The organism is Enterococcus sp. AZ020 (assembly GCF_050499205.1).
Lineage (GTDB): Bacteria > Bacillota > Bacilli > Lactobacillales > Enterococcaceae > Enterococcus_L > Enterococcus_L dunnyi.
Genome location: NZ_JBIPAT010000001.1, coordinates 3,445,771 through 3,465,562, shown reverse-complemented (window position 1 = coordinate 3,465,562; position 19,792 = coordinate 3,445,771). Strand labels below are relative to the sequence as shown.

20 protein-coding genes are annotated in these 19,792 nt (G+C 38.8%); 19 read left to right on the top strand and 1 reads right to left on the bottom strand.

Annotation, left to right across the window (positions count from 1 at the left end; genetic code table 11):
• Nucleotides 1-201: 201 nt before the first annotated feature.
• From IGI58_RS16555 to IGI58_RS16530, 6 genes are all read left to right on the top strand, one after another.
• A complete protein-coding gene (locus tag IGI58_RS16555) occupies nt 202-1,542 on the top strand; it encodes an aldehyde dehydrogenase family protein (protein ID WP_429952547.1) in 1,341 nt (446 codons plus the stop codon).
• A 182-nt stretch (nt 1,543-1,724) separates the two neighbouring features.
• Complete coding sequence (der, locus tag IGI58_RS16550; RefSeq protein WP_087640043.1) at nt 1,725-3,035, top strand: ribosome biogenesis GTPase Der; 1,311 nt, start codon at nt 1,725-1,727, stop codon at nt 3,033-3,035.
• Between the two features lie 247 nt (nt 3,036-3,282).
• Nucleotides 3,283-3,558: an HU family DNA-binding protein gene (locus IGI58_RS16545; RefSeq protein ID WP_010761417.1), complete on the top strand. Its 276-nt coding sequence runs from the start codon at nt 3,283-3,285 to the stop codon at nt 3,556-3,558.
• 476 nt (nt 3,559-4,034) lie between these two features.
• Nucleotides 4,035-5,099 carry a hypothetical protein gene (locus IGI58_RS16540; protein WP_429952548.1) on the top strand — a complete coding sequence of 355 codons (1,065 nt, stop codon included), beginning with the start codon at nt 4,035-4,037 and terminating at the stop codon, nt 5,097-5,099.
• Complete coding sequence (locus IGI58_RS16535; RefSeq protein WP_429952549.1) at nt 5,086-6,345, top strand: tetratricopeptide repeat protein; 1,260 nt, start codon at nt 5,086-5,088, stop codon at nt 6,343-6,345. Before IGI58_RS16540 ends, IGI58_RS16535 begins: the two co-directional genes overlap by 14 nt.
• A gap of 9 nt (nt 6,346-6,354) precedes the next feature.
• Entirely contained in the window at nt 6,355-6,894 is a 540-nt protein-coding gene (locus IGI58_RS16530; RefSeq protein WP_225534150.1) for a ReoY family proteolytic degradation factor, read from the top strand.
• Nucleotides 6,895-6,951: 57 nt separating this feature from the next.
• Here IGI58_RS16530 and IGI58_RS16525 read toward each other — a convergent pair whose 3' ends face one another.
• Nucleotides 6,952-7,842: a YitT family protein gene (locus tag IGI58_RS16525; RefSeq protein WP_429952550.1), complete on the bottom strand. Its 891-nt coding sequence runs from the start codon at nt 7,840-7,842 to the stop codon at nt 6,952-6,954.
• A gap of 162 nt (nt 7,843-8,004) precedes the next feature.
• On the opposite strand from IGI58_RS16525, the gene IGI58_RS16520 reads away from it, so the two are divergent.
• The 13 genes from IGI58_RS16520 (at nt 8,005) to pheA (ending at nt 19,770) form a co-directional block, all read left to right on the top strand.
• Nucleotides 8,005-8,352 carry a nucleotide pyrophosphohydrolase gene (locus IGI58_RS16520; protein WP_087640047.1) on the top strand — a complete coding sequence of 116 codons (348 nt, stop codon included), beginning with the start codon at nt 8,005-8,007 and terminating at the stop codon, nt 8,350-8,352.
• Complete coding sequence (dapB, locus tag IGI58_RS16515) at nt 8,345-9,133, top strand: 4-hydroxy-tetrahydrodipicolinate reductase (protein WP_429952551.1); 789 nt, start codon at nt 8,345-8,347, stop codon at nt 9,131-9,133. Before IGI58_RS16520 ends, dapB begins: the two co-directional genes overlap by 8 nt.
• Nucleotides 9,130-10,341 (top strand): CCA tRNA nucleotidyltransferase, encoded by a 1,212-nt coding sequence (locus IGI58_RS16510; RefSeq protein WP_429952552.1) that lies wholly within the window; start codon nt 9,130-9,132, stop codon nt 10,339-10,341. The genes dapB and IGI58_RS16510 overlap by 4 nt, the downstream gene beginning before the upstream one ends.
• A 5-nt stretch (nt 10,342-10,346) precedes the next feature.
• Nucleotides 10,347-10,718 carry a thioesterase family protein gene (locus IGI58_RS16505; protein ID WP_429952553.1) on the top strand — a complete coding sequence of 124 codons (372 nt, stop codon included), beginning with the start codon at nt 10,347-10,349 and terminating at the stop codon, nt 10,716-10,718.
• A gap of 81 nt (nt 10,719-10,799) precedes the next feature.
• Entirely contained in the window at nt 10,800-11,252 is a 453-nt protein-coding gene (locus IGI58_RS16500) for a hypothetical protein (protein ID WP_010772458.1), read from the top strand.
• Between the two features lie 470 nt (nt 11,253-11,722).
• Entirely contained in the window at nt 11,723-12,592 is an 870-nt protein-coding gene (gene aroE / locus IGI58_RS16495; protein WP_429952554.1) for a shikimate dehydrogenase, read from the top strand.
• A 29-nt stretch (nt 12,593-12,621) separates the two neighbouring features.
• Nucleotides 12,622-13,644, top strand: coding sequence for a 3-deoxy-7-phosphoheptulonate synthase (aroF, locus tag IGI58_RS16490; RefSeq protein WP_087640052.1), 1,023 nt, complete (start codon nt 12,622-12,624; stop codon nt 13,642-13,644).
• Between the two features lie 68 nt (nt 13,645-13,712).
• The gene (gene aroB, locus IGI58_RS16485; RefSeq protein ID WP_429952555.1) at nt 13,713-14,774 is read left to right on the top strand and encodes a 3-dehydroquinate synthase; all 1,062 of its coding nucleotides are present in this window, start codon (nt 13,713-13,715) and stop codon (nt 14,772-14,774) included.
• Between the two features lie 12 nt (nt 14,775-14,786).
• On the top strand, nt 14,787-15,953 hold the full coding sequence (gene aroC, locus IGI58_RS16480) for a chorismate synthase (RefSeq protein ID WP_429952556.1): 1,167 nt from the start codon (nt 14,787-14,789) through the stop codon (nt 15,951-15,953).
• 28 nt (nt 15,954-15,981) lie between these two features.
• Nucleotides 15,982-17,079 (top strand): prephenate dehydrogenase, encoded by a 1,098-nt coding sequence (locus tag IGI58_RS16475; protein WP_429952557.1) that lies wholly within the window; start codon nt 15,982-15,984, stop codon nt 17,077-17,079.
• A 33-nt stretch (nt 17,080-17,112) separates the two neighbouring features.
• Nucleotides 17,113-18,396 (top strand): 3-phosphoshikimate 1-carboxyvinyltransferase, encoded by a 1,284-nt coding sequence (gene aroA / locus IGI58_RS16470; protein ID WP_429952558.1) that lies wholly within the window; start codon nt 17,113-17,115, stop codon nt 18,394-18,396.
• 12 nt (nt 18,397-18,408) lie between these two features.
• Nucleotides 18,409-18,909 carry a shikimate kinase gene (locus tag IGI58_RS16465; protein WP_429952559.1) on the top strand — a complete coding sequence of 167 codons (501 nt, stop codon included), beginning with the start codon at nt 18,409-18,411 and terminating at the stop codon, nt 18,907-18,909.
• A 12-nt stretch (nt 18,910-18,921) separates the two neighbouring features.
• On the top strand, nt 18,922-19,770 hold the full coding sequence (gene pheA, locus IGI58_RS16460) for a prephenate dehydratase (protein WP_429952560.1): 849 nt from the start codon (nt 18,922-18,924) through the stop codon (nt 19,768-19,770).
• Nucleotides 19,771-19,792: the final 22 nt, after the last annotated feature.

Sequence of the window (19,792 nt, the reverse complement as noted above, 5' to 3'; positions counted from 1 at the left end):
CAAACCCTCATTTCTTTGTGAAATTTATTTTACAACCTTATCATACATTGAATAAGTAGCGCTTTCAAGTGTAATTCTTTGTGAAAAAATTACAGAAAAAAGTAAATATTGTCCATAATCTTCTTAAATTTGTCCCTAACAAATTGGCTAAAATAGATTAAACTCTATTTGTAAGCGTTTAAAAAAGAAGGGGTGGCCGATATGACAGAAGAAATCAAAGTAAAAGAAATCGAAACTCTTGTTGAGACAGCAAAAAATGCGCAAAAGAAGTACGAGTACTTTACACAGGAACAAGTAGATGCGGTTGTTAGAAGTGTTTACCAAGCTACGCTAAAGAATGCAGAAAAATTGGCTATAGCGGCAAATGAAGAGACAGGATTTGGGAAAGTATCTGATAAAATAATCAAGAATACTTTTGCAAGTGAACAAGTGTATGAGAGCATCAAAGATTTAGCGACAGTTGGAATCATCAATCGCCTTGAACAGGAAAAAATCATCGAGATCGGTATACCTTTAGGAGTGGTTGCTGGCTTGATTCCATCAACAAATCCAACGGCAACGGTCATTTTTAAATCATTGATTGCTCTAAAAACTGGAAACGCAATTATTTTTTCACCACATCCGAAAGCATTGAATGCGATTTTATTAGCTGCTGAAATTATTGAAAACGCAGCTGTTGCTACTGGCGCACCGGCAGGCTTGATTCAAGTGATCAAAGAGCCCACTTTAGAAGCAACAGGAGCTTTAATGAAGCATCCGGATGTCTCTTTGATTCTTGCGACGGGTGGCAAGGCAATGGTCCAAGCAGCTTATAGCTCGGGAAATCCAGCAATTGGTGTAGGGCCTGGCAATGTTCCTGTATTGATCGATCGCTCTGCAGATATTAATCATGCAATAAACTGTATTGTCAGCAGTAAAACTTTTGATAATGGTATCATTTGCGCTTCAGAACAGGCTTTAGTTGTGGAAGCATCTGTCAAAAATGAAGTCATTGAACAATTAAAAGCGAAGGATGCTTATTTTATGAATGAGGAAGAAGCGGGTAAAGTCAGCTGTTACATTTTGAGAGAGACAGGAACTCTGAATCCTGAAATAGTTGGAAAAAGTGCAGTCGATGTAGCGGAATTAGTAGGTATTAATGTACCAGCAAGTACCAGTATTTTAATTTCAGAACAGACAGAGATCGGTCGGCACAATCCATACTCTAGAGAGAAACTAACACCGATCTTAGGGTTGTATACTGTAACTTCTTTCAAAGAAGGTGTCGATACATGTAAAGCTTTACTAGCAAATGAAGGAACAGGTCATACTGCTGTTCTTCATACGACAACGGATGCGAATGCGGAAACGTTTGGTTTAGAAATGAAAGCCTCTCGTATTTTAGTCAATACACTTGGCGCTTTAGGTGCAATCGGAGCGACGACAAAACTGGCACCTTCAATGACTTTAGGCTGTGGTGCCATGGGCGGCAGTAGTACAACGGATAATGTAACAGCACGTCATTTGATGAATGTCAAACGTATAGCCTATGGTATAGAATGATCGATCATTAGAAGAATGACAGGGATAGTTGAACGGTACTGTAATTAATGACAAATGAAGTCATTTATACAGTACCGTTCTTTTTTCATCTTTAAACATATATTTCACTAGTTTTTCTTGCATCTTCGACAGGCATTAGGTAAACTAGTAAAGATTGAAAACTTGTCAAGGAGGTAGTTTGAATGGCAAATCCAACAATTGCAATTGTCGGTCGCCCGAATGTAGGAAAGTCGACGATTTTTAACCGTATAGCTGGTGAACGAATTTCTATCGTTGAAGATACACCAGGTGTCACCAGAGACCGTATTTACGCCACAGGAGAGTGGTTAGGTCGCGAATTTAGTATAATCGATACAGGTGGTATCGATCTTAGTGACGAGCCGTTTATGGAACAAATCAAGCATCAGGCAGAAATCGCGATCGAAGAGGCCGATGTCATCATTTTCGTTGCCAGCGGCAGAGAAGGCGTGACAGATGCAGATGAACTTGTAGCAAAAATTTTATACCGTAGTAAAAAGCCAATCATTTTGGCTGTGAATAAAGTCGATAACCCAGAAATGCGTAATGATATTTATGAGTTTTATGCGTTAGGATTAGGAGATCCATTTCCAATTTCAGGAAGTCATGGACTTGGTATCGGTGATGTACTGGATGAAGCAGTTAAGCATTTTTCAACTGAAATCGAAGAAGAAGAGGAAGGCATAATCAAGTTTAGCCTGATTGGACGTCCGAATGTAGGGAAATCCTCATTGATCAACGCAATTTTAGGTGAAGAACGAGTGATCGTTTCTGATATTGAAGGCACGACGAGAGATGCCATCGACACACACTTTGAATCTGAAAATGGGCAAAAGTTCCTGATGATCGATACAGCAGGAATGCGTAAACGCGGAAAAGTCTATGAAAGTACTGAAAAGTATAGCGTAATGCGTGCGATGCGTGCGATCGAACGTTCAGATATTGTTTTGATGGTTCTAAATGCGGAAGAAGGTATTCGTGAACAAGATAAAAAAGTTGCCGGTTATGCACATGAAGCTGGCCGAGGCATCATCATCGTCGTCAATAAATGGGACACGTTGAAAAAAGAAACAAATACCATGCGTGATTTTGAAGAAGAAATTCGTGATGAATTCCAATATTTGGACTATGCACCGATCATTTTCGTTTCAGCTGTAACGAAGCAGCGTTTAAATAAGCTGCCTGAGCTGATCGAAACTGTCAGCATGAACCAAAACCTACGAATTCCGTCAGCGTTATTGAACGACGTAGTGATGGATGCGATCGCGATCAATCCAACACCGACCGATAAAGGGAAACGTTTGAAAGTCTTTTATGCTACACAAGTGGCTATCAAACCGCCAACCTTCGTGATTTTCGTGAATGAAGAAGAATTGATGCATTTTTCTTACGCACGTTTTTTAGAAAATCAAATTCGAAAAGCATTCACTTTTGAAGGAACACCGATCAAAATTATTCCAAGAAGACGGAAATAGCGCATTTTACCACACTTTTTTCAAATGTACAAACAAATTCATTGAGTTCTAAAAAAAAATGACATTTTTTGAAAAAACTGGTTAAAAAGCATCAAAAACCTTGCTATTACAAGCTTCCTATGATATCGTGATAACAGAATATTGAACCAAATCAATATTTGTACGTCATTTTTGGACCACTCAAAAATGAACGTAAATTCGATATCTATTAGATATCCTATCCCTTGTGGAGGAGGTGAAATAATCCATGGCAAATAAAGCAGAATTAATCGAAAACGTTGCATCTTCAACTGGTCTAACTAAAAAAGACGCAACTGCAGCAGTGGATGCTGTATTTTCAACAATCCAAGAATCTCTTGCTAAAGGTGAAAAAGTTCAATTAATCGGTTTTGGTAACTTTGAAGTTCGCGAACGTGCGGCTCGTAAAGGACGTAACCCACAAACTGGTAAAGAAATTCAAATCGCTGCAAGTAAAGTACCTGCGTTTAAACCAGGTAAAGCCTTGAAAGATGCTGTTAAATAAGACAGTTCTTAGAACCCTTGATATTCAGGGGTTCTTTCTTTATTTTGGAATGATAAAAAGCTGAGATAAGTGCTGCTTCCATAATAGATGGATGTTGACAGCATTTATCTCAGTTTTTTAAGGATAAGGAATAATTAGTTATGTCAAAAACAAGTTTACCTATGAACAGTTAAAGCGACTAATTATTCAAATTAGATCGAATCACTATGCTCCTAGAAATTTGTATGTTTAAGGAGTGCGCTAAAGTCCACATCATACATTTTCTTTGAAGCAATTTTATTATAAGTTGCATATGAGAATTTTATATGCTGGAAAAAGGAATATTCTGTAGGGAAATGTGAATCAATAATGTCTGTTCTTTAAGAAACCCTAAAGAAGCATTGTTATTGGGTCAAAGTGATCGTTTGGGAAAATAGTCCCTCCCTCTTTATGTTTTCCGGCAAATAATGGTAGAATAAAGAAGAGGGGTGACAGCGATGGAGTTCACTTATGCAAAGAATGATCAAGAAACCACGATTACATATGGAAAAACCTTCGCTTCTCAGCTCAGAGCAACGACGGTGAAGGCTACACATGTTTTTTTGATCACCAACCAACGATACTATGATTTGTTTGCGGATAAATTTATTCAGTTTTTTGATGAGGGACAGGAGATCGATTGGTTTATTTGTAAGAATGATGCGCATTGCAATAATATGAATGAACTTGAAAGTCTTCTCACGTTTATCGCAGATTTTGACCAGCAACAGGACTTCTTGTTTTTAGGTATCGGAAATGAAGGAGTAATTCAATTGACTAGTTTTTTGCACAGTACCTCAGTGCTGACATCGACCTGCTGGTTACTCCCTTTATCAGTTCGTGCACTTAGTAAGAGCTTACTTTGTGATGCTGAAATAGAACTAAGCAATCATCCTGTATTAAAAAATACAGTGCTCCCAGAACAAATTATCTATGATCATACGCTGATCACAGACCATGGGGATGGAAAATTAGTGGATTTTCTGATTTTTATCCGATGCGGTATTGTGCGAAGTCATGATTATTTAAGGGTCCTTTTTAAAAACTATAATGATCGTTCAAAATTAAATCAGCAGTCATTTGCTGCTTTATTGAATGAAATGATTCATTATTATGAGATAGATGGACAAAAAATCGATCAGTTTGGTACACTATTCGAGCACGGCTTTTCTGAAGCAGCCAATGGACATCTTTTATCTAGAAATATGAAGCGTCTTTTAGGTTGTTTATTACAGTTACTTTGGGCACAGAAAATTAGTGGTTTTTCTTTTCATTATAAAAATTTTGTCATCTGGTTGATCCACTTAGGCTTTCCTGTCGATTTTCCAGAACAAATTTTGACTAGCGATTATGTGGAAGGGATTTTGACCTGTGTTGACCGAGGAGAGCGGGCACTTTTGTTAAGCGAAATCGGCAATGGGGATCAGCTTGAAAAGCCAAAAGCAGAAGACTTGTTACAGACTGTTGAACAATATAGACGAATAATAAACGAAATCAGAGGGCAGAACGATGACAACATATAGCGAAAAAATGCTACAAGCATTACATGAAGATGATTTAGCGCAAGCGCAATTGATGCTTGCAGAAGCAATTAGAAAAGATGACGATGATACTCTTGCAGATTTAGGTGAAGAGTTGTTGTCATTAGGTTTCCTAGAAGAAGCAAAATTGATTTTTGACCATTTACTATCGATTTTCCCAGATGCGGAAGGATTAAATATTCCGTTGGCAGAGATTGCGATCGAGAATAATATGATCGATGAAGCCTTTGAATATTTAGAAAAAGTAACGAAAGACAGTGATAGCTATGTTCAAAGTCTGCTTGTTACAGCAGATTTATATCAAGTGATCGGTATTCCAGAAGTCAGTGAAGCAAAATTGAAGGAAGCACAACAGATTTTACCGAATGAACCACTTATTTTATTCGCTTTAGGCGAGTTATATTTTGTAAATGGACAATTTGGTGAAGCTGTAGAAGCATACACTACTCTGCTTGAGGAACAAGTAACAGAAATTTCCGGAGTTTCGATCAATGAACGCCTTGGAAGCTGTTACAGCATGACTGGTGAATTTGAAGAAGCTATTCCCTACTTGGAAAAGGCTTTGGGAGAAGGGCAGACAGATGAGCGTCTATTTCAGCTTGCGTTCACGTATTTACAGCTGCACGAAAATCAAAAAGCTATTGCATTGCTGCAGCAATTGAGAGCTTTAAATCCTCATTATCAGTCGTTGTATCTTTCATTAGGGGAAGCGTTACAAGAAGAGGAACAACTTGAAGAAGCTCAAAGCGTTTTGACAGAAGGAATCAAAGAAAATCCATTTCAAGTTGATTTATACCATCTTGCTTCTGAAAATGCTTATCGCCTACATGATACAGAACAAGCAGAAGAGTTATTGAAAAAAGCTCTAGAACTTGGGGAAAAAAAAGATGAAACGCTGCTTACCTTAAGTAATTTGTATTTAAATGAAGAACGCTTTGATGAAGTTGTCGAAGTCGTTCAAAAGATGGAAGAACAAGGACATCCATATGCTGAATGGAATCTCGCTCATGCATATAATGAACTGGAAGAATTTGCATTGGCAAAAGTTCACTACGAACAAGCATATCAAGAACTTAACCACGAACCTGATTTTTTGAAAGAATATGCGGTATTTCTACGTGAAGAAGGTCAGTTGGAAAAAGCGAAGGAATTGTTACAGCATTATCTCCACCATGAGCCTGGTGATACAGAAGCACAATCATTACTGGATGATATAGAAGAAAGATAGGTGATGACGATGTTTGTCAATGTCTCTGATAAGAAAGAATTTTTACTTTGGTTAGTGAACAACGTTTCTTTTAGTCAAAGAGAAGTGTTATGGATCTTGAATTATTTGATCAACCATGAAGCGATTTTAAATAATGTGCATTTTGTTGAGCATGCAGATAAAGCGGTGCGAGGAATAAAAGTTACATCAAAGGAAATGGAAGACGATCCTATTATTTTATTTCTTTCAGGAAAAGAGTTTACAGATACGGATCAGATTTTCCATGAAATTCGAATGAACTGGAAAGAAGCCCTGTATATTGAATGTATATTCGATGGTTCTTGGCAAAATAGCCAATATTTATCCATTTTGGAGGATAATCCGTATGCTCGCTGGAATGAACAGGTCAGTGAAGAAATCGTGAAAAATATCAATACTTTTTTTGCTCAAGAAGAAAAACAAGCTAAAATCGACTTATTGTATAGTCAAATTGATTTAGCGTTGGAAGATGATAATTATGAAGCGTTTCTTGAATTATCAGACGAACTGAATCATTTGAAAAATTCATGATAAATATTAAAAAGAGTGAAACGAAAGGCTTGACCCTTTGCTTCACTCCTTTTAAAGTCAATTTAAGATCTTTTTCTTTTTGAATAATGTTTTAGTTGGACGGGCATAAGTAAAGCCTTCGCCAATGGCCTCATGAACATTGATGACTGAGATGAACGCTTTCGGATCCAGTTCATGAACGATTCGTTTGATTTCCATCAATTCACTTGGACTAACGACCATATAAAGCACTTTTTTCTCTCCCTGAGAGTAACCACCTTGACCATTCAAATAAGTAACACCTCGTTCTAAAATAGCCATAACGACTTCACCGATATCTTCTGTGTGATCAGAAATGACCAGCATTCCTTTTGCAGCATATGCTCCATCCAGCACAGAATCAACCACGCGGCTAAATACAAACGATACGATCAGTGTATACATCATTCGTTTAACATCGATGTAACTTAGTGACAGAACAAGGACTAAAATATCAAAAATCAGTAATGAGCGTCCCATGCTGATCCCATAATTCTTTTCTAAAATCCGAGCAATAACATCTGTTCCACCAGTGGTTCCGCCAACACGATAGACAAAACCGCTGCCCAAGCCTGCAGCTAACCCCGCAAGTAAAGAGGCAATCAACAAATCGTGATCTAGATTAACTTCGATCGGGAAACGTTGCCATAGCCATAAGAAAACGGATAAAGAGACCGTTCCTAAAATAGTATAATAAAATGAATGTTTACCAAGAACTTTGCCACCGATCAAAATCAGTGGAATATTGATGATCAGCGTTGAGTACGCTGGATCAATATGAAATAATGCTCGTAAAATCAAGGTGATCCCTGTCACGCCGCCTTCGGCTAAGTCATTTGCAATATTGAAAGTAACTAAACCAAACGCATAGAGGCAGGTCCCGGCTAAAATCAGCAAAACGTCTTTCATATAAAATTTCTTTTCTTCCATAACTCCACTCCCTAACAACTCAAGATTTAGCTATTATTCTTTATGATAAGTTGTCTATATCCAGTACTCACTTTAGCATTCTACAGATAAAACAACAAGTAGAACCTTTCCAGATCACAAAGTTTTTGATAAGATGAATAGAGTAAGAAAGGTTGCGATAAAATGAAAGAGAATAAACAGTCATTGTACTCGATGCAGCAAGAAGTCGATGCGTATATCCAGCAATTTAAAACAGGCTATTTTTCTCCATTGAGTCAGATGGCTCGTTTGACTGAAGAGGTTGGGGAACTAGCAAGAGAAATCAACCACTATTATGGCGAAAAGCCTAAAAAGGCAAACGAACAGCCAAAAACAGTTACCGAAGAATTAGGAGATGTATTGTTTGTGACGATGATCATGGCCAACTCTCTAGATATAGATTTAACAGAAGCATTTCAAAAGAATATGGAAAAATTCAATCAGCGAGACAAATATCGTTTTGAACGAAAGGATGGTCAGACAAATGATTAAAGTGTTAGTAGCAGGTTTCAAAGGGAAAATGGGCGCTACAGCGACCAAAATGGTGTTAGACCATGATGATTTTGAATTAGTAGGTGTATTAGATCCGTTTGAGGAAAAAAATCATCTGAATGAATTAGCTGAATATAAAGGGATCGATGTCCCTATTTTTAAAAATAAAAAAGAAGTAGTATCTGTTAAGCCAGATGTGTGGATAGACTTTACTATTCCGGCAGTTGCTTATGAAAATACTCGTTTTGCGATCGAAAACCACATTTCACCAGTAGTTGGAACGACGGGGTTAACAGAAGAACAACTGTCTGAATTAACGACGCTCTCTGAAGAACTTAAAGTCGGTGGGTTAATAGCACCTAATTTTGCTGTTGGTGCAGTTTTGATGATGCAGTTTGCTCAAAAGGCGGCAGCTTATTTTCCAGATGTGGAAATCATCGAGCTTCATCATGATAATAAGCTGGATGCTCCGAGCGGAACTGCACTTAAAACAGCTGAAATGATGAGCGAAGTTCGCCAAAAGAAAACGCAAGGACATCAAGAAGAAAAAGAGCTGCTTGCCGGTGCACGAGGCGCAGATTTTGATGGGATGAAAATCCATAGTGTGCGCTTGCCGGGATTGATCGCACATCAGCAAGTTCAATTTGGCGGTGTTGGTGAAGGCTTGACGATTAGACATGATTCTTATGACCGTAGCTCGTTTATGACTGGAGTCGCTTTAGGTTGTGAAAAAGTGATTCATTTAGACAAATTAGTTTATGGATTGGAAAATCTTCTATGAAATTAGAGATAGTTCCAGATGAATTTATCAAAGCATCTGATATTTTAAAAGAAATCCACTCGCATGGATATGAAGCTTATTTTGTTGGGGGCAGTGTTCGTGATGCTTTATTAGGTCAAGAAATTCATGATGTAGACATTGCTACTAGTGCTTACCCAGAAGAGATCAAGCAAATATTTAAACGGACGATCGATGTTGGGATCGATCATGGAACGGTTCTAATATTAGTAGGCGAAGAACAATATGAGATTACGACTTTTCGAACGGAATCTACCTACCAAGATTATAGAAGACCGGACAAAGTTACTTTTGTCCGTACACTAAAAGAGGATCTGAAACGACGTGATTTTACCATCAATGCATTGGCAATGACTGTCGAAGGTGAAATCATTGATTTATTTGATGGTATGTCAGATCTGAATCAGCAAATCATTCGAGCAGTAGGAAATCCGAAAGAACGGTTTCATGAAGATGCATTACGTATGATGCGCGGTTTACGGTTTGCCAGTCAGCTTGATTTTTCGATTGAAGATAATACTCTAGCTGCGATCCAAGAATTTCATTCGTTACTTGAAAAAATCTCGGTGGAGCGGATCGCTGTTGAGTTCAGCAAATTGTTATTAGGGAAAAATAGACGGGCTGGAATCTTACCATTTGTCGAGACGGAATGTTATCAATATTGTCCAGGATTAAAACAATCAGGCGATGCTTTACTAAGGTTTGCTGATTTCCCAGAACGAAGGATAGAGACGGAAGCACAAGCGTGGACATTACTGATCAAAACGATCGGGCTAAAAGAAAATGACCTGCGCAGCTTTTTAAAATCATGGAAGCTTTCCAATCATTTACTTCAGGAAGTACAACAATTATTATATGGTTTAGAGAAACGTCTCGTTGCTGATTGGCAAGCCATCGATTTGTTCGATTTAGGATTAGAAGCGCTCGTATCCGTTGAAAAACTATTGTTTTATTATAACCAAAAGAGTAAAATTGAAGAAGCAAGTAAACTATATTTAAGTCTACCTATCCATGATCGGAAAGAGCTAGCCATTACAGGCAATGACCTGATGAAGTCTTTTGACAAAAAGCCTGGAAAATGGTTGGGTGATCTAATTCAAACGATCGAGAGAGCGGTTGTTGATGGACAGGTTGAAAATACGCGGGAAGCTTTACTTTCTTTTGCAAAAGACAATCTTGAGAAGGAGTGAGCGCTATGGAAAAATTTTCTAAGTCGTTTATTGTCAGTCAAAAAGATACTGCAAAAGTGATCGGATCAGGTGATCTAGATGTTCTTGCAACACCTGTATTGATCACGATGGTTGAAAATACAGCCAAAGATTTCTTGGCTAAAGAATTGACACCAGAAGAAACGTCAGTCGGTACGATGATCAGTGCGAAACATTCAAGACCTTCAAAAGTAGGAGCTGAAATTTTCGTTCATATCAAGGTTGAAACAAGGGGGAAATCTAAAGTCGATTTTTCTTTTGAGGTTTTAGACAATGAGCAAGTCGTAGCTTCTGGAACACATCAAAGAGCTGTTATCTTAACAGATGTATTTTTAAGCAAATTAGCGCTTTCTAAATGATGAAGCGAATAGAGTGACCTAGTTTAAAAGTTATGCTAAACTTAAAAATGTATAAAATATTTTAGTAAGGAGACTTATATCATGAGTAGAGAAATGACAGGATTGAAGTTTTATTTTAGAAATGGTGAAACATGGACGATCGGACGCCGCTTTATCGGAGACCTATGGATCAAACAAATTACAACAAGTTTTGGTCGCATCCACGGAAGCGAATTTATGGAAATCCATCCATGTGAAGGCTTTAAAATCGAAATTTTCCAAGAAGGGGATCATGTTCAAACACATGACATCAACCTTGGTGGATTAGAATTAGGTATGTTCGCCCGTGCCTTAAAATATGAAGATATTGAACGTATGGAAATTTTATACAAAACAGGTACACCTGACTTAGTATACTTCCCATACAAAGACAAAACTGACGAAGGTTTAGACAACGTATACCAATCAACTAAAGTCAGCGAAAAAACAAAAAGCTTGTATATCGTGATCGATCCAACACAAACAGTTGATGATGTTTATGGTGAAGAGCTTTAATAGTAAATGATCTAATGAAGAGGCAAATCTCATAGTTTTGCCTCTTCATTTTACGATCAGAAATAATTAGAAAAATAAGAAAATTCAGATAAAATGAACGACAGTTTTAAACATGCCCGAAAAAAATTGTTGACACTTGTAAATTTGAAGTATATACTAAGAACAATTCTTAAATAAATCAGTTACGGAGTGATTCATATGACAAGCATGAAGCATAACCAATTACAACTGAATAATTATTACTTTAGCTATTTTAGATGAGTTTGTGTTCATGAACATTGTGGATGCAAACAGACGTGTTTGTATCTATGATGGCTAGGGAATTTTGAGATGACTTTCAGCCGCGTAGATGAGAAATCTATAGTGGCTTTTATTTTACCTATTTTTTTGCAAGGTGTTCACTGTAGATTTTTCTGAAAATTTACGTGAACCCTTTTTTTGTTGAAAAGATTGTTAGAGGAGGAGATGAGTTGGGCAATAAAATTACAGGAAATACGAGGTTGACTGCACTATTTGCCACACCGGCTCGACATAGTGTTTCGCCAATGATCCATAATACAGCATTTCAGGCATTAGGGATCGATGCTGTATATCTAGCTTTTGATGTTGGGACAAGTAGTCTTGAAAGGGCGATCGATTCAATCAAAAACTTAGATATGCTAGGTGCCAATTTATCGATGCCGAATAAAATTTTAGCGGTTGATTACATGGATGAGTTAAGTGAGTCGGCCCGATTGATCGGGGCGATCAATACGATCAAAAATGACAATGGTCGACTAATTGGCCACAATACGGACGGTATCGGCTTTTTAAAAAGCCTAACAGATATGAATGTCAATATTATTGGTCAGAAAATAACCATTCTCGGAGCAGGCGGAGCGGCAGCGGCTATCATAGCACAAGCAGCCCTGGATGGAGTGAATGAAATTGCCGTATACAATCGCAAAAGCCCTTCATACGAAAAAGCTCAATTGAAGTTAAAAGCCATCGCTGAACAGACGGGTTGCAGTATTATTTTAAATGACTTGGCTGACGAACAAGCTTTAGCTAAAGATATCGAAGAAAGTATTTTACTGTTAAACACAACTTCTGTTGGGATGAAACCATTAGAAAAAACGACGCCTATTCAAGATTTTTCAGTTATCCCATCCGATTTAGCAGTCTATGATGCTATTTATACACCAAGAGAAACTGAATTTTTAAAGCAAGCACGATTACGTGGTGCAAACACTGCAAATGGCTTGGGAATGCTGCTTTATCAAGGAGCAGAAGCATTTAAAATATGGACTGGACAAGAATTACCTATTGAACTAGTTAAACCCATTATTGAGAATATATAAAAAGAACGAAACTAGAGGAGAGAATTAGAATGATCGTAATCATGAAATCAGAAGCAACGAAAGCACAAATTAAATCAGTGATTGAACGCGTAAAAAAAGAAGGACTTGAGGTCCATTTAAGCGAAGGAAAAGAACAAACGATCATTGGATTGGTCGGAGATACACGTAAAATGCAAGATGTAGCGTTTAACAGCTATGATGGAGTAGAAAATGCGGTAAGAATTTCTTTGACCTACAAACTGACAAGTCGTGAGTTTCACCCAGAAAATACAATAGTCGATGTAGATGGGGTAAAAATCGGTGACGGAAGCATGACAATGATGGCTGGTCCTTGCTCGATTGAAGGGCTGGATCAAATCCGTGAATGTGCTAGAATCGCTAAAGCTGGCGGCGCGACTATTTTGCGCGGAGGTGCTTTTAAACCAAGAACATCTCCATACGCATTCCAAGGCTTGGAGGAAGAAGGGCTAAAATACATTCGTCAAGCAGCAGATGAACTAGACATGAAAGTCATCACAGAAGTAATGGATGAAGCGCATATCGATATGGTAGCTGAATACAGTGATATCTTACAGATCGGTGCCAGAAATATGCAAAACTTTAAGCTGTTAGAAGCAGTTGGGAAAACAGGAAAACCGATTGGTCTGAAGCGCGGGATATCTGGTACAATTGATGAGTGGTTGAATGCTGCTGAATACATCGCAGCGCAAGGTAACTTTAATGTGATTTTCATTGAACGTGGGATTCGGACATACGAAACAGCTACACGAAATACGTTAGATTTAAGTGCGGTGCCGCTGATCAAAAAATTGAGCCATTTTCCGATCATCGTCGATCCTAGTCATGGGGTAGGTATTTGGGATCTCGTTCCGCCAATGGCTCGTGCAGGTGTTGCAGCTGGTGCTGATGGTTTGATCGTTGAAATCCATCCAGATCCAGTCAATGCTTGGTCAGATGGTCCACAATCGCTAAATGAAAAAACATACATGCGTATGATGAAAGAAGTGCATATCATGGAAAAAGCGATGAAGGAAATCAATGCATTAGACTAATCCAAAAAAAGAAGGCAGAATGTTCCAAGACGGTCATTCTTCCAATCAAATACAGGAGTTGAACGAAAATGAAATTGACTGTAACCTTACCAAATCATTCCTATGATTTGACGATTGAAAAGGGCTTGTTGACTGAAATAGGTTCATGGGCTGCGACTATTTGGTCTCCACAAAAGGTTGTTATCATAACTGATACGAATGTTCAGCCTTTATATGGAGCTCAGGTTGAGACAAGTTTGAAGAATGCCGGATTTGAAGCAGCAACGTTTGTTATAGAAGCTGGAGAGCAACGCAAGTCGTTAAAAGTCGCTGCTGAGCTATATGACTTTTTAGCAGAGGAAGGTTTAACTAGAAGTGATGGGATCATTGCCTTAGGTGGAGGTGTGGTCGGTGATTTAGCCGGATTTGTAGCATCGACTTATATGCGCGGACTGCACTTTTTACAAGTGCCGACTACTTTGTTGGCTCAAGTTGACAGCAGTATCGGCGGCAAAACAGCAGTCAATACATCTAAAGCAAAAAATCTAGTTGGAACATTTGCTCAGCCAGATGGCGTTTTGATCGATCCAGACACCTTGAATACATTGGAAGTCCGTCGCGTTCAAGAAGGAATCGCTGAAATCATCAAATCTGCGGCAATTGCTGATAAACAACTTTGGCAGCAATTAGCTGCTTTAAAAGATGAACACGACTTATTAGCCCATGCAACTGAAATTATTGCAGCTTGCTGTAAGATCAAGAGAAAAGTTGTAGAGGAAGATGAGCTTGATAACGGTGTACGACTGTTGCTAAACTTTGGACACACGATTGGTCATGCATTGGAAAATACAGCTGGTTATGGTAAGTTGACTCATGGAGAAGGAGTAGCTATCGGGATGCTTCAAATTACTCGTATAGCAGAGCAAAAAGGGTTGACACCTGTAGGGACAACGGAACAATTGAGCCAAATGATTCAAAAATTTCATTTGCCTACTTCATCTAAAAATTGGGACAAACAAGCACTGTATAATGCATTGACGCATGACAAAAAAACACGCGGCGGGAAAATCAATATTATTTTATTAGAATCAATTGGCGAAGCTAAGATCGTTCGTATGCCGATTGAAGAAATGAAGAGTTATTTAGACTAGGGAGGAATAGATATGCGTTTTATTACTGCAGGAGAATCTCATGGACCAGAATTGACAGCAATCATTGAAGGTTTGCCAGCCGGTATGCCTTTATCACCTGAAGATATCAATTTTGAATTGGCACGAAGACAAGGCGGATATGGGCGCGGCGGCAGAATGTTGATCGAAAAAGATCAAGTGAAAATCACATCTGGTATTCGACATGGCAAAACACTGGGATCGCCAGTGACGCTAGTCGTTGAAAATAAAGATTGGAAGAACTGGACCTCAGTTATGTCTATTGAAGAAGTGACTGAAAAAGAAAAGAAAATTCGTCGTGTCAACAAACCAAGACCAGGACATGCAGATTTAGTTGGCGGAATCAAATATCAACATGACGATCTTAGAAATGTTTTAGAGCGTTCCTCAGCGCGTGAAACAACGATGCGTGTCGCGATCGGTGCTGTCGCCAAAAAGTTGTTGAAAGAGCTGGATATCGAGGTAGCTGGTCATGTGGCTGTTTTGGGCGGGATCAGAGCTGAAATCCCGGAACATCTGACTGTTTCTGAAATCCGTGAGCGCTCCGAACACTCAGATGTTCGAGTGTTAGATCCTGAGGTTGAAGAAAAAATGCGAAACTTGATCGATCAAACTAAGAAAAACGGAGATACGATCGGTGGAGTTGTTGAAGTCATTGTTGGCGGAGTGCCGATTGGTTTAGGAAGTTATGTCCAATGGGACCGAAAACTAGATGCTAAAATTGCTCAAGCTGTTACGAGTATCAATGCTTTTAAGGGTGTTGAATTTGGTATCGGTTTTGAAATGGGCAATCGTCCGGGGAGTCAAGTCATGGATGAAATCGTTTGGGATAAACAAACTGGATATACTCGGACATCAAATAATTTGGGCGGTTTTGAAGGCGGAATGACCAACGGTATGCCGATTATTGTTAGAGGGGTGATGAAGCCGATCCCAACGCTCTACAAACCATTACAAAGTGTCAATATCGACACGAAAGAGCCATACAAAGCAAGTGTGGAACGCTCTGATAGCACCGCTGTCCCAGCTGCCAGTGTTGTTTGTGAAGCTGTCGTTGCAACAGAAGTTGCTCAAGCAATGCTTGAAAAATTTGGCAGTGATGCCTTTGAACAAATGAAAGAAGAGGTTTCAGCATATCGTCGTTATACTCAATCGTTTTGATCAAAAAATAAGTGGAGAGTGACACGATATGAAAAAAAGAGTAGTAATTGTTGGATTAGGATTGATTGGCAGTTCTATAGCATTGTGTATCAAAAAAATACATCCTTCAGTAACGATCATTGGTTTAGACAAGGAAGAAACTTCGGTGGCTTTTGCTTTGAAAAGGCAGATCATCGATCAAGAAGCGGATTCATTAAAAAAAGCAGCTGCCAAAGCGGATATAATTTTTTTATGTACCCCAGTCAAAAGTACTTTAACACAACTAGAAATTTTAAGTAGTACAGAACTTAAAAGCGGTGTGGTGATCACAGATGTCGGCAGTACAAAAAAAGAAATCGTAGCTAAAGCCCGATCATTAGGACTAGATTCTTTTATTGGCGGTCATCCAATGGCTGGTTCACACAAGTCCGGAGTAACAGCAGCTGATGAAGATTTATTTGAGAATGCCTATTATATCCTCACAAACTCAGATCAAACAAATGCAAAGAATGTTCGACAATTGCAGGAATTACTGCAGGGAACCAGAGCAAAATTTGTTGTTTTAACAGCAGAAGAACATGATCAAATCACAGGGATGCTTAGTCATCTTCCACATATTATTGCTGCAGGTTTAGTGAACCAAAGTAAGCAATTTAATGAAGAACACCCTCGGTCTAAGCAATTAGCTGCAGGTGGTTTCAGAGATATTACGAGAATTGCTTCATCAGATCCGCAAATGTGGACAGACATTTTATTAAGTAATAAAGAAGCGCTGTTGGACTTGATGCATCTTTGGCAAAAGGAAATGACACAAGTGGCTGACTGGATCGCTTCTGAAAATTCTGAAGCTATCTTTCAATTTTTCTTTGAGGCAAAAGAAACGAGAAACCAGCTGCCTGTCCATAAAGAAGGGGCGATTCCGGCATTCCATGATCTGTTTGTAGATGTACCGGATGTTCCAGGTGTGATTGCTGAAATCACGGGCTTACTAGGAAAAGCGGAACTGTCATTGATCAATTTAAAAATTCTTGAAACACGAGAAGATATTTATGGTATTCTACAATTGACGTTTAAACGACAAAAAGATGTAGAAGCAGCCAAAGAGTATATAGAAAAACAAACAAATTATTTATGTTATGAAAAATAAGTATGAAAAATAGTTAAATCAAGGAGGGATATTTTGGAACTAGTAGTGAACCAGATTGGATTGAATGGAGAAATCGATATACCTAGCGATAAATCAATTTCTCACAGAAGTATTATGTTCGGAGCGATTGCAAATGGGAAAACAACGATCAAGAATTTTCTGCGTGGTGATGATTGCTTAAGTACACTAAAAGCCTTTCAAAATCTTGGTGTTTCGATTGAAGATGATGGTGAAACAATTACCGTTCATGGAAAGGGAATTTCCGGTTTGACCCAAGCAAAAAAAGCAATCGATGTAGGAAATTCTGGAACAACGATCCGCTTGATCACCGGAATTTTAGCTGGAACAGATTTCAGTACGGAATTATTCGGTGATCACTCCATAGCTAAGCGTCCGATGAATCGAGTGATGCTCCCTATCAATCAAATGGGAGCAGAATGTTCTGGACATGATGGTACAGAGTTTCCACCGTTGACGATCAAAGGCACAAGAACATTGAAACCCATTCATTATCAAATGCCGGTTGCTAGTGCACAAGTCAAGTCAGCTATTTTATTTGCAGCACTGCAGGCGCAAGGTGAGTCAGTAATCATTGAAAAAGAAAAGACGCGAGATCACACTGAGGATATGATTCGTCAATTTGGCGGTGAGATTGCAATTTCAGGCAAAGAAATTCGCATTAAAGGACCGCAAAAACTGACTGGTCAAGAGATAAATGTCCCAGGAGATATTTCATCCGCTGCTTTTTTCCTTGTTGCAGGCTCCATCATTGAAAATAGCCGAATCATTTTGAATAATGTCGGATTGAATCCAACTCGGACGGGTATTCTTGAGGTCATTGAACAAATGGGTGGTAAACTAACCGTAGAAGAAACTGGTAATAAAGAAAACAAAGCGGGCAAACTGATTATTGAAACAAGCGATTTAAAAGGGATCGAGATCGGTGGAGAAATCATTCCTCGTTTGATCGATGAATTACCGGTTATTGCTCTTTTAGCAACACAGGCACAAGGAACAACGATCATTCGCGATGCGGAAGAATTAAAAGTCAAAGAAACAAATAGGATTGATGCTGTAGCAACAGAATTGAACAAAATGGGGGCTTCGATCGAACCTACTGATGATGGATTGATCATCCATGGAAAGACACCGTTACATGGGGCAAAAGTGACTAGTTACGGGGATCACCGAATCGGGATGATGTTACAGATCGCAGCGCTTTTAGTTAAATCTGGTACTGTTGAACTTGAAAAAGCAGAAGCCATTTCCGTTTCTTATCCAGCCTTTTTCGATGATTTAAACAAGTTGTATCAATAGGCGGTGATATAAATGAAAGGTATCATTTTAATAGGATTCATGGGGTCAGGAAAAACGACCGTCGGAAAATTGTTAGCTGAAAAAACAGGAATGCAGCACGTCGATTTCGATGAACAGTTAGTTATCGAACTGGGAATGACGATTCAGGAGTATTTTGGCCTTTATGGAGAAAAAGCCTTTAGAGATCAAGAAACAAAATTATTGAAACGTTATATCGATCATGAACAAATCATTTCTACTGGTGGCGGTATTGTTTTAAAGCCAGAAAACCGCCAATTATTGAAACAATTGGCGCCAGTCATTTATCTAAAAACAGAACCAGAAACTTTTCTTTCCCGGTTAAAAGAAGATCAGGAAAATGTACGGCCTTTGATCTTATCAAAAACAGCGGAGGAGATCCAAGAAATTTTTGAACCACGGATTCCTTTTTATGAAGAAAGCGCAAGTCTGATCATTCCAACAAGTGATCGAACACCAGAAAGCATTGTTCAAGAGATTCTAGAAAAAATATAAGTAGGTGAGCAAATGAGAGTGGGTTTTTTAGGACCAGAAGCTTCTTTTACACATAATGCAGCAAAAACAGCTTTTCCACAAGAAGAATTGGTTCCTTTTCATTCAATTCCAGCCTGTATCAAAGGGGTCGAATTTGGCGAAGTCGATCTTGGCGTTGTACCAATCGAGAATACGATCGAGGGCTCTGTCAATACAACAGTAGATTATCTGTTTCATCAAACGACGATTCCAGTTGGCGGTGAAATCGTTCTGCCGATCTATCAACAATTTATGGTCACTAAATCAAACCAACACGATTGGCAGCAAACAACACGGATTTTGTCTCACCCGCAGGCGTTAGCTCAATCACAAGAATTTATCCGGATGTATTTTCCGAATGCTCGATTAGAAGCAACACCTTCAACCGCTTATGCTGCGAGTTTTGTGGCTGACCATCCGGAGCAAAAAATGGCGGCGATCGCACCGAAAAAGTCTGCAGAAACTTATGAACTTGCTGTTGTTGGGGAAAACATTCAAGATGTAGCAAGTAATCAGACACGTTTTTGGATCTTGGGTGCTGAAGATGTTCATTTGCCGTTGGCTGTCGAAAACCAAAAGATGACTATTGCTGTGACGATGCCGAATAATATGCCGGGTGCACTGCATAAAGCACTTTCCGTATTTAGTTGGCGAGAGATCGATCTGAGTAAAATCGAATCTAGACCTTTAAAAACAACCTTGGGGGAGTATTTCTTTCTTATCGATATCAATATCCAGCAACCACGATCATTGATTGACTATGCACTTGAGGAACTGCGTTTAATGGGTGGAACGGTCAAAGTATTCGGTAACTATAATGTTCATTTGATAGAAGGTGTATAAAAGATCTGCAAAGGTCTTTTTA

Bases quoted from the DNA above. Each gene is read 5' to 3' on its own strand.
- dapB (WP_429952551.1), top strand. From the start codon at position 8,345: ATGATTAAAGTGTTAGTAGCAGGTTTCAAAGGGAAAATGGGCGCTACA.
- IGI58_RS16475 (WP_429952557.1), top strand. From the start codon at position 15,982: ATGAAAAAAAGAGTAGTAATTGTTGGATTAGGATTGATTGGCAGTTCT.
- IGI58_RS16510 (WP_429952552.1), top strand. From the start codon at position 9,130: ATGAAATTAGAGATAGTTCCAGATGAATTTATCAAAGCATCTGATATT.
- der (WP_087640043.1), top strand. From the start codon at position 1,725: ATGGCAAATCCAACAATTGCAATTGTCGGTCGCCCGAATGTAGGAAAG.
- IGI58_RS16505 (WP_429952553.1), top strand. From the start codon at position 10,347: ATGGAAAAATTTTCTAAGTCGTTTATTGTCAGTCAAAAAGATACTGCA.
- IGI58_RS16545 (WP_010761417.1), top strand. From the start codon at position 3,283: ATGGCAAATAAAGCAGAATTAATCGAAAACGTTGCATCTTCAACTGGT.
- aroC (WP_429952556.1), top strand. From the start codon at position 14,787: ATGCGTTTTATTACTGCAGGAGAATCTCATGGACCAGAATTGACAGCA.
- IGI58_RS16540 (WP_429952548.1), top strand. From the start codon at position 4,035: ATGGAGTTCACTTATGCAAAGAATGATCAAGAAACCACGATTACATAT.
- aroF (WP_087640052.1), top strand. From the start codon at position 12,622: ATGATCGTAATCATGAAATCAGAAGCAACGAAAGCACAAATTAAATCA.
- IGI58_RS16520 (WP_087640047.1), top strand. From the start codon at position 8,005: ATGAAAGAGAATAAACAGTCATTGTACTCGATGCAGCAAGAAGTCGAT.
- IGI58_RS16530 (WP_225534150.1), top strand. From the start codon at position 6,355: ATGTTTGTCAATGTCTCTGATAAGAAAGAATTTTTACTTTGGTTAGTG.
- pheA (WP_429952560.1), top strand. From the start codon at position 18,922: ATGAGAGTGGGTTTTTTAGGACCAGAAGCTTCTTTTACACATAATGCA.
- IGI58_RS16555 (WP_429952547.1), top strand. From the start codon at position 202: ATGACAGAAGAAATCAAAGTAAAAGAAATCGAAACTCTTGTTGAGACA.
- IGI58_RS16500 (WP_010772458.1), top strand. From the start codon at position 10,800: ATGAGTAGAGAAATGACAGGATTGAAGTTTTATTTTAGAAATGGTGAA.
- IGI58_RS16525 (WP_429952550.1), bottom strand. From the start codon at position 7,842: ATGGAAGAAAAGAAATTTTATATGAAAGACGTTTTGCTGATTTTAGCC.
- IGI58_RS16535 (WP_429952549.1), top strand. From the start codon at position 5,086: ATGACAACATATAGCGAAAAAATGCTACAAGCATTACATGAAGATGAT.
- IGI58_RS16465 (WP_429952559.1), top strand. From the start codon at position 18,409: ATGAAAGGTATCATTTTAATAGGATTCATGGGGTCAGGAAAAACGACC.
- aroB (WP_429952555.1), top strand. From the start codon at position 13,713: ATGAAATTGACTGTAACCTTACCAAATCATTCCTATGATTTGACGATT.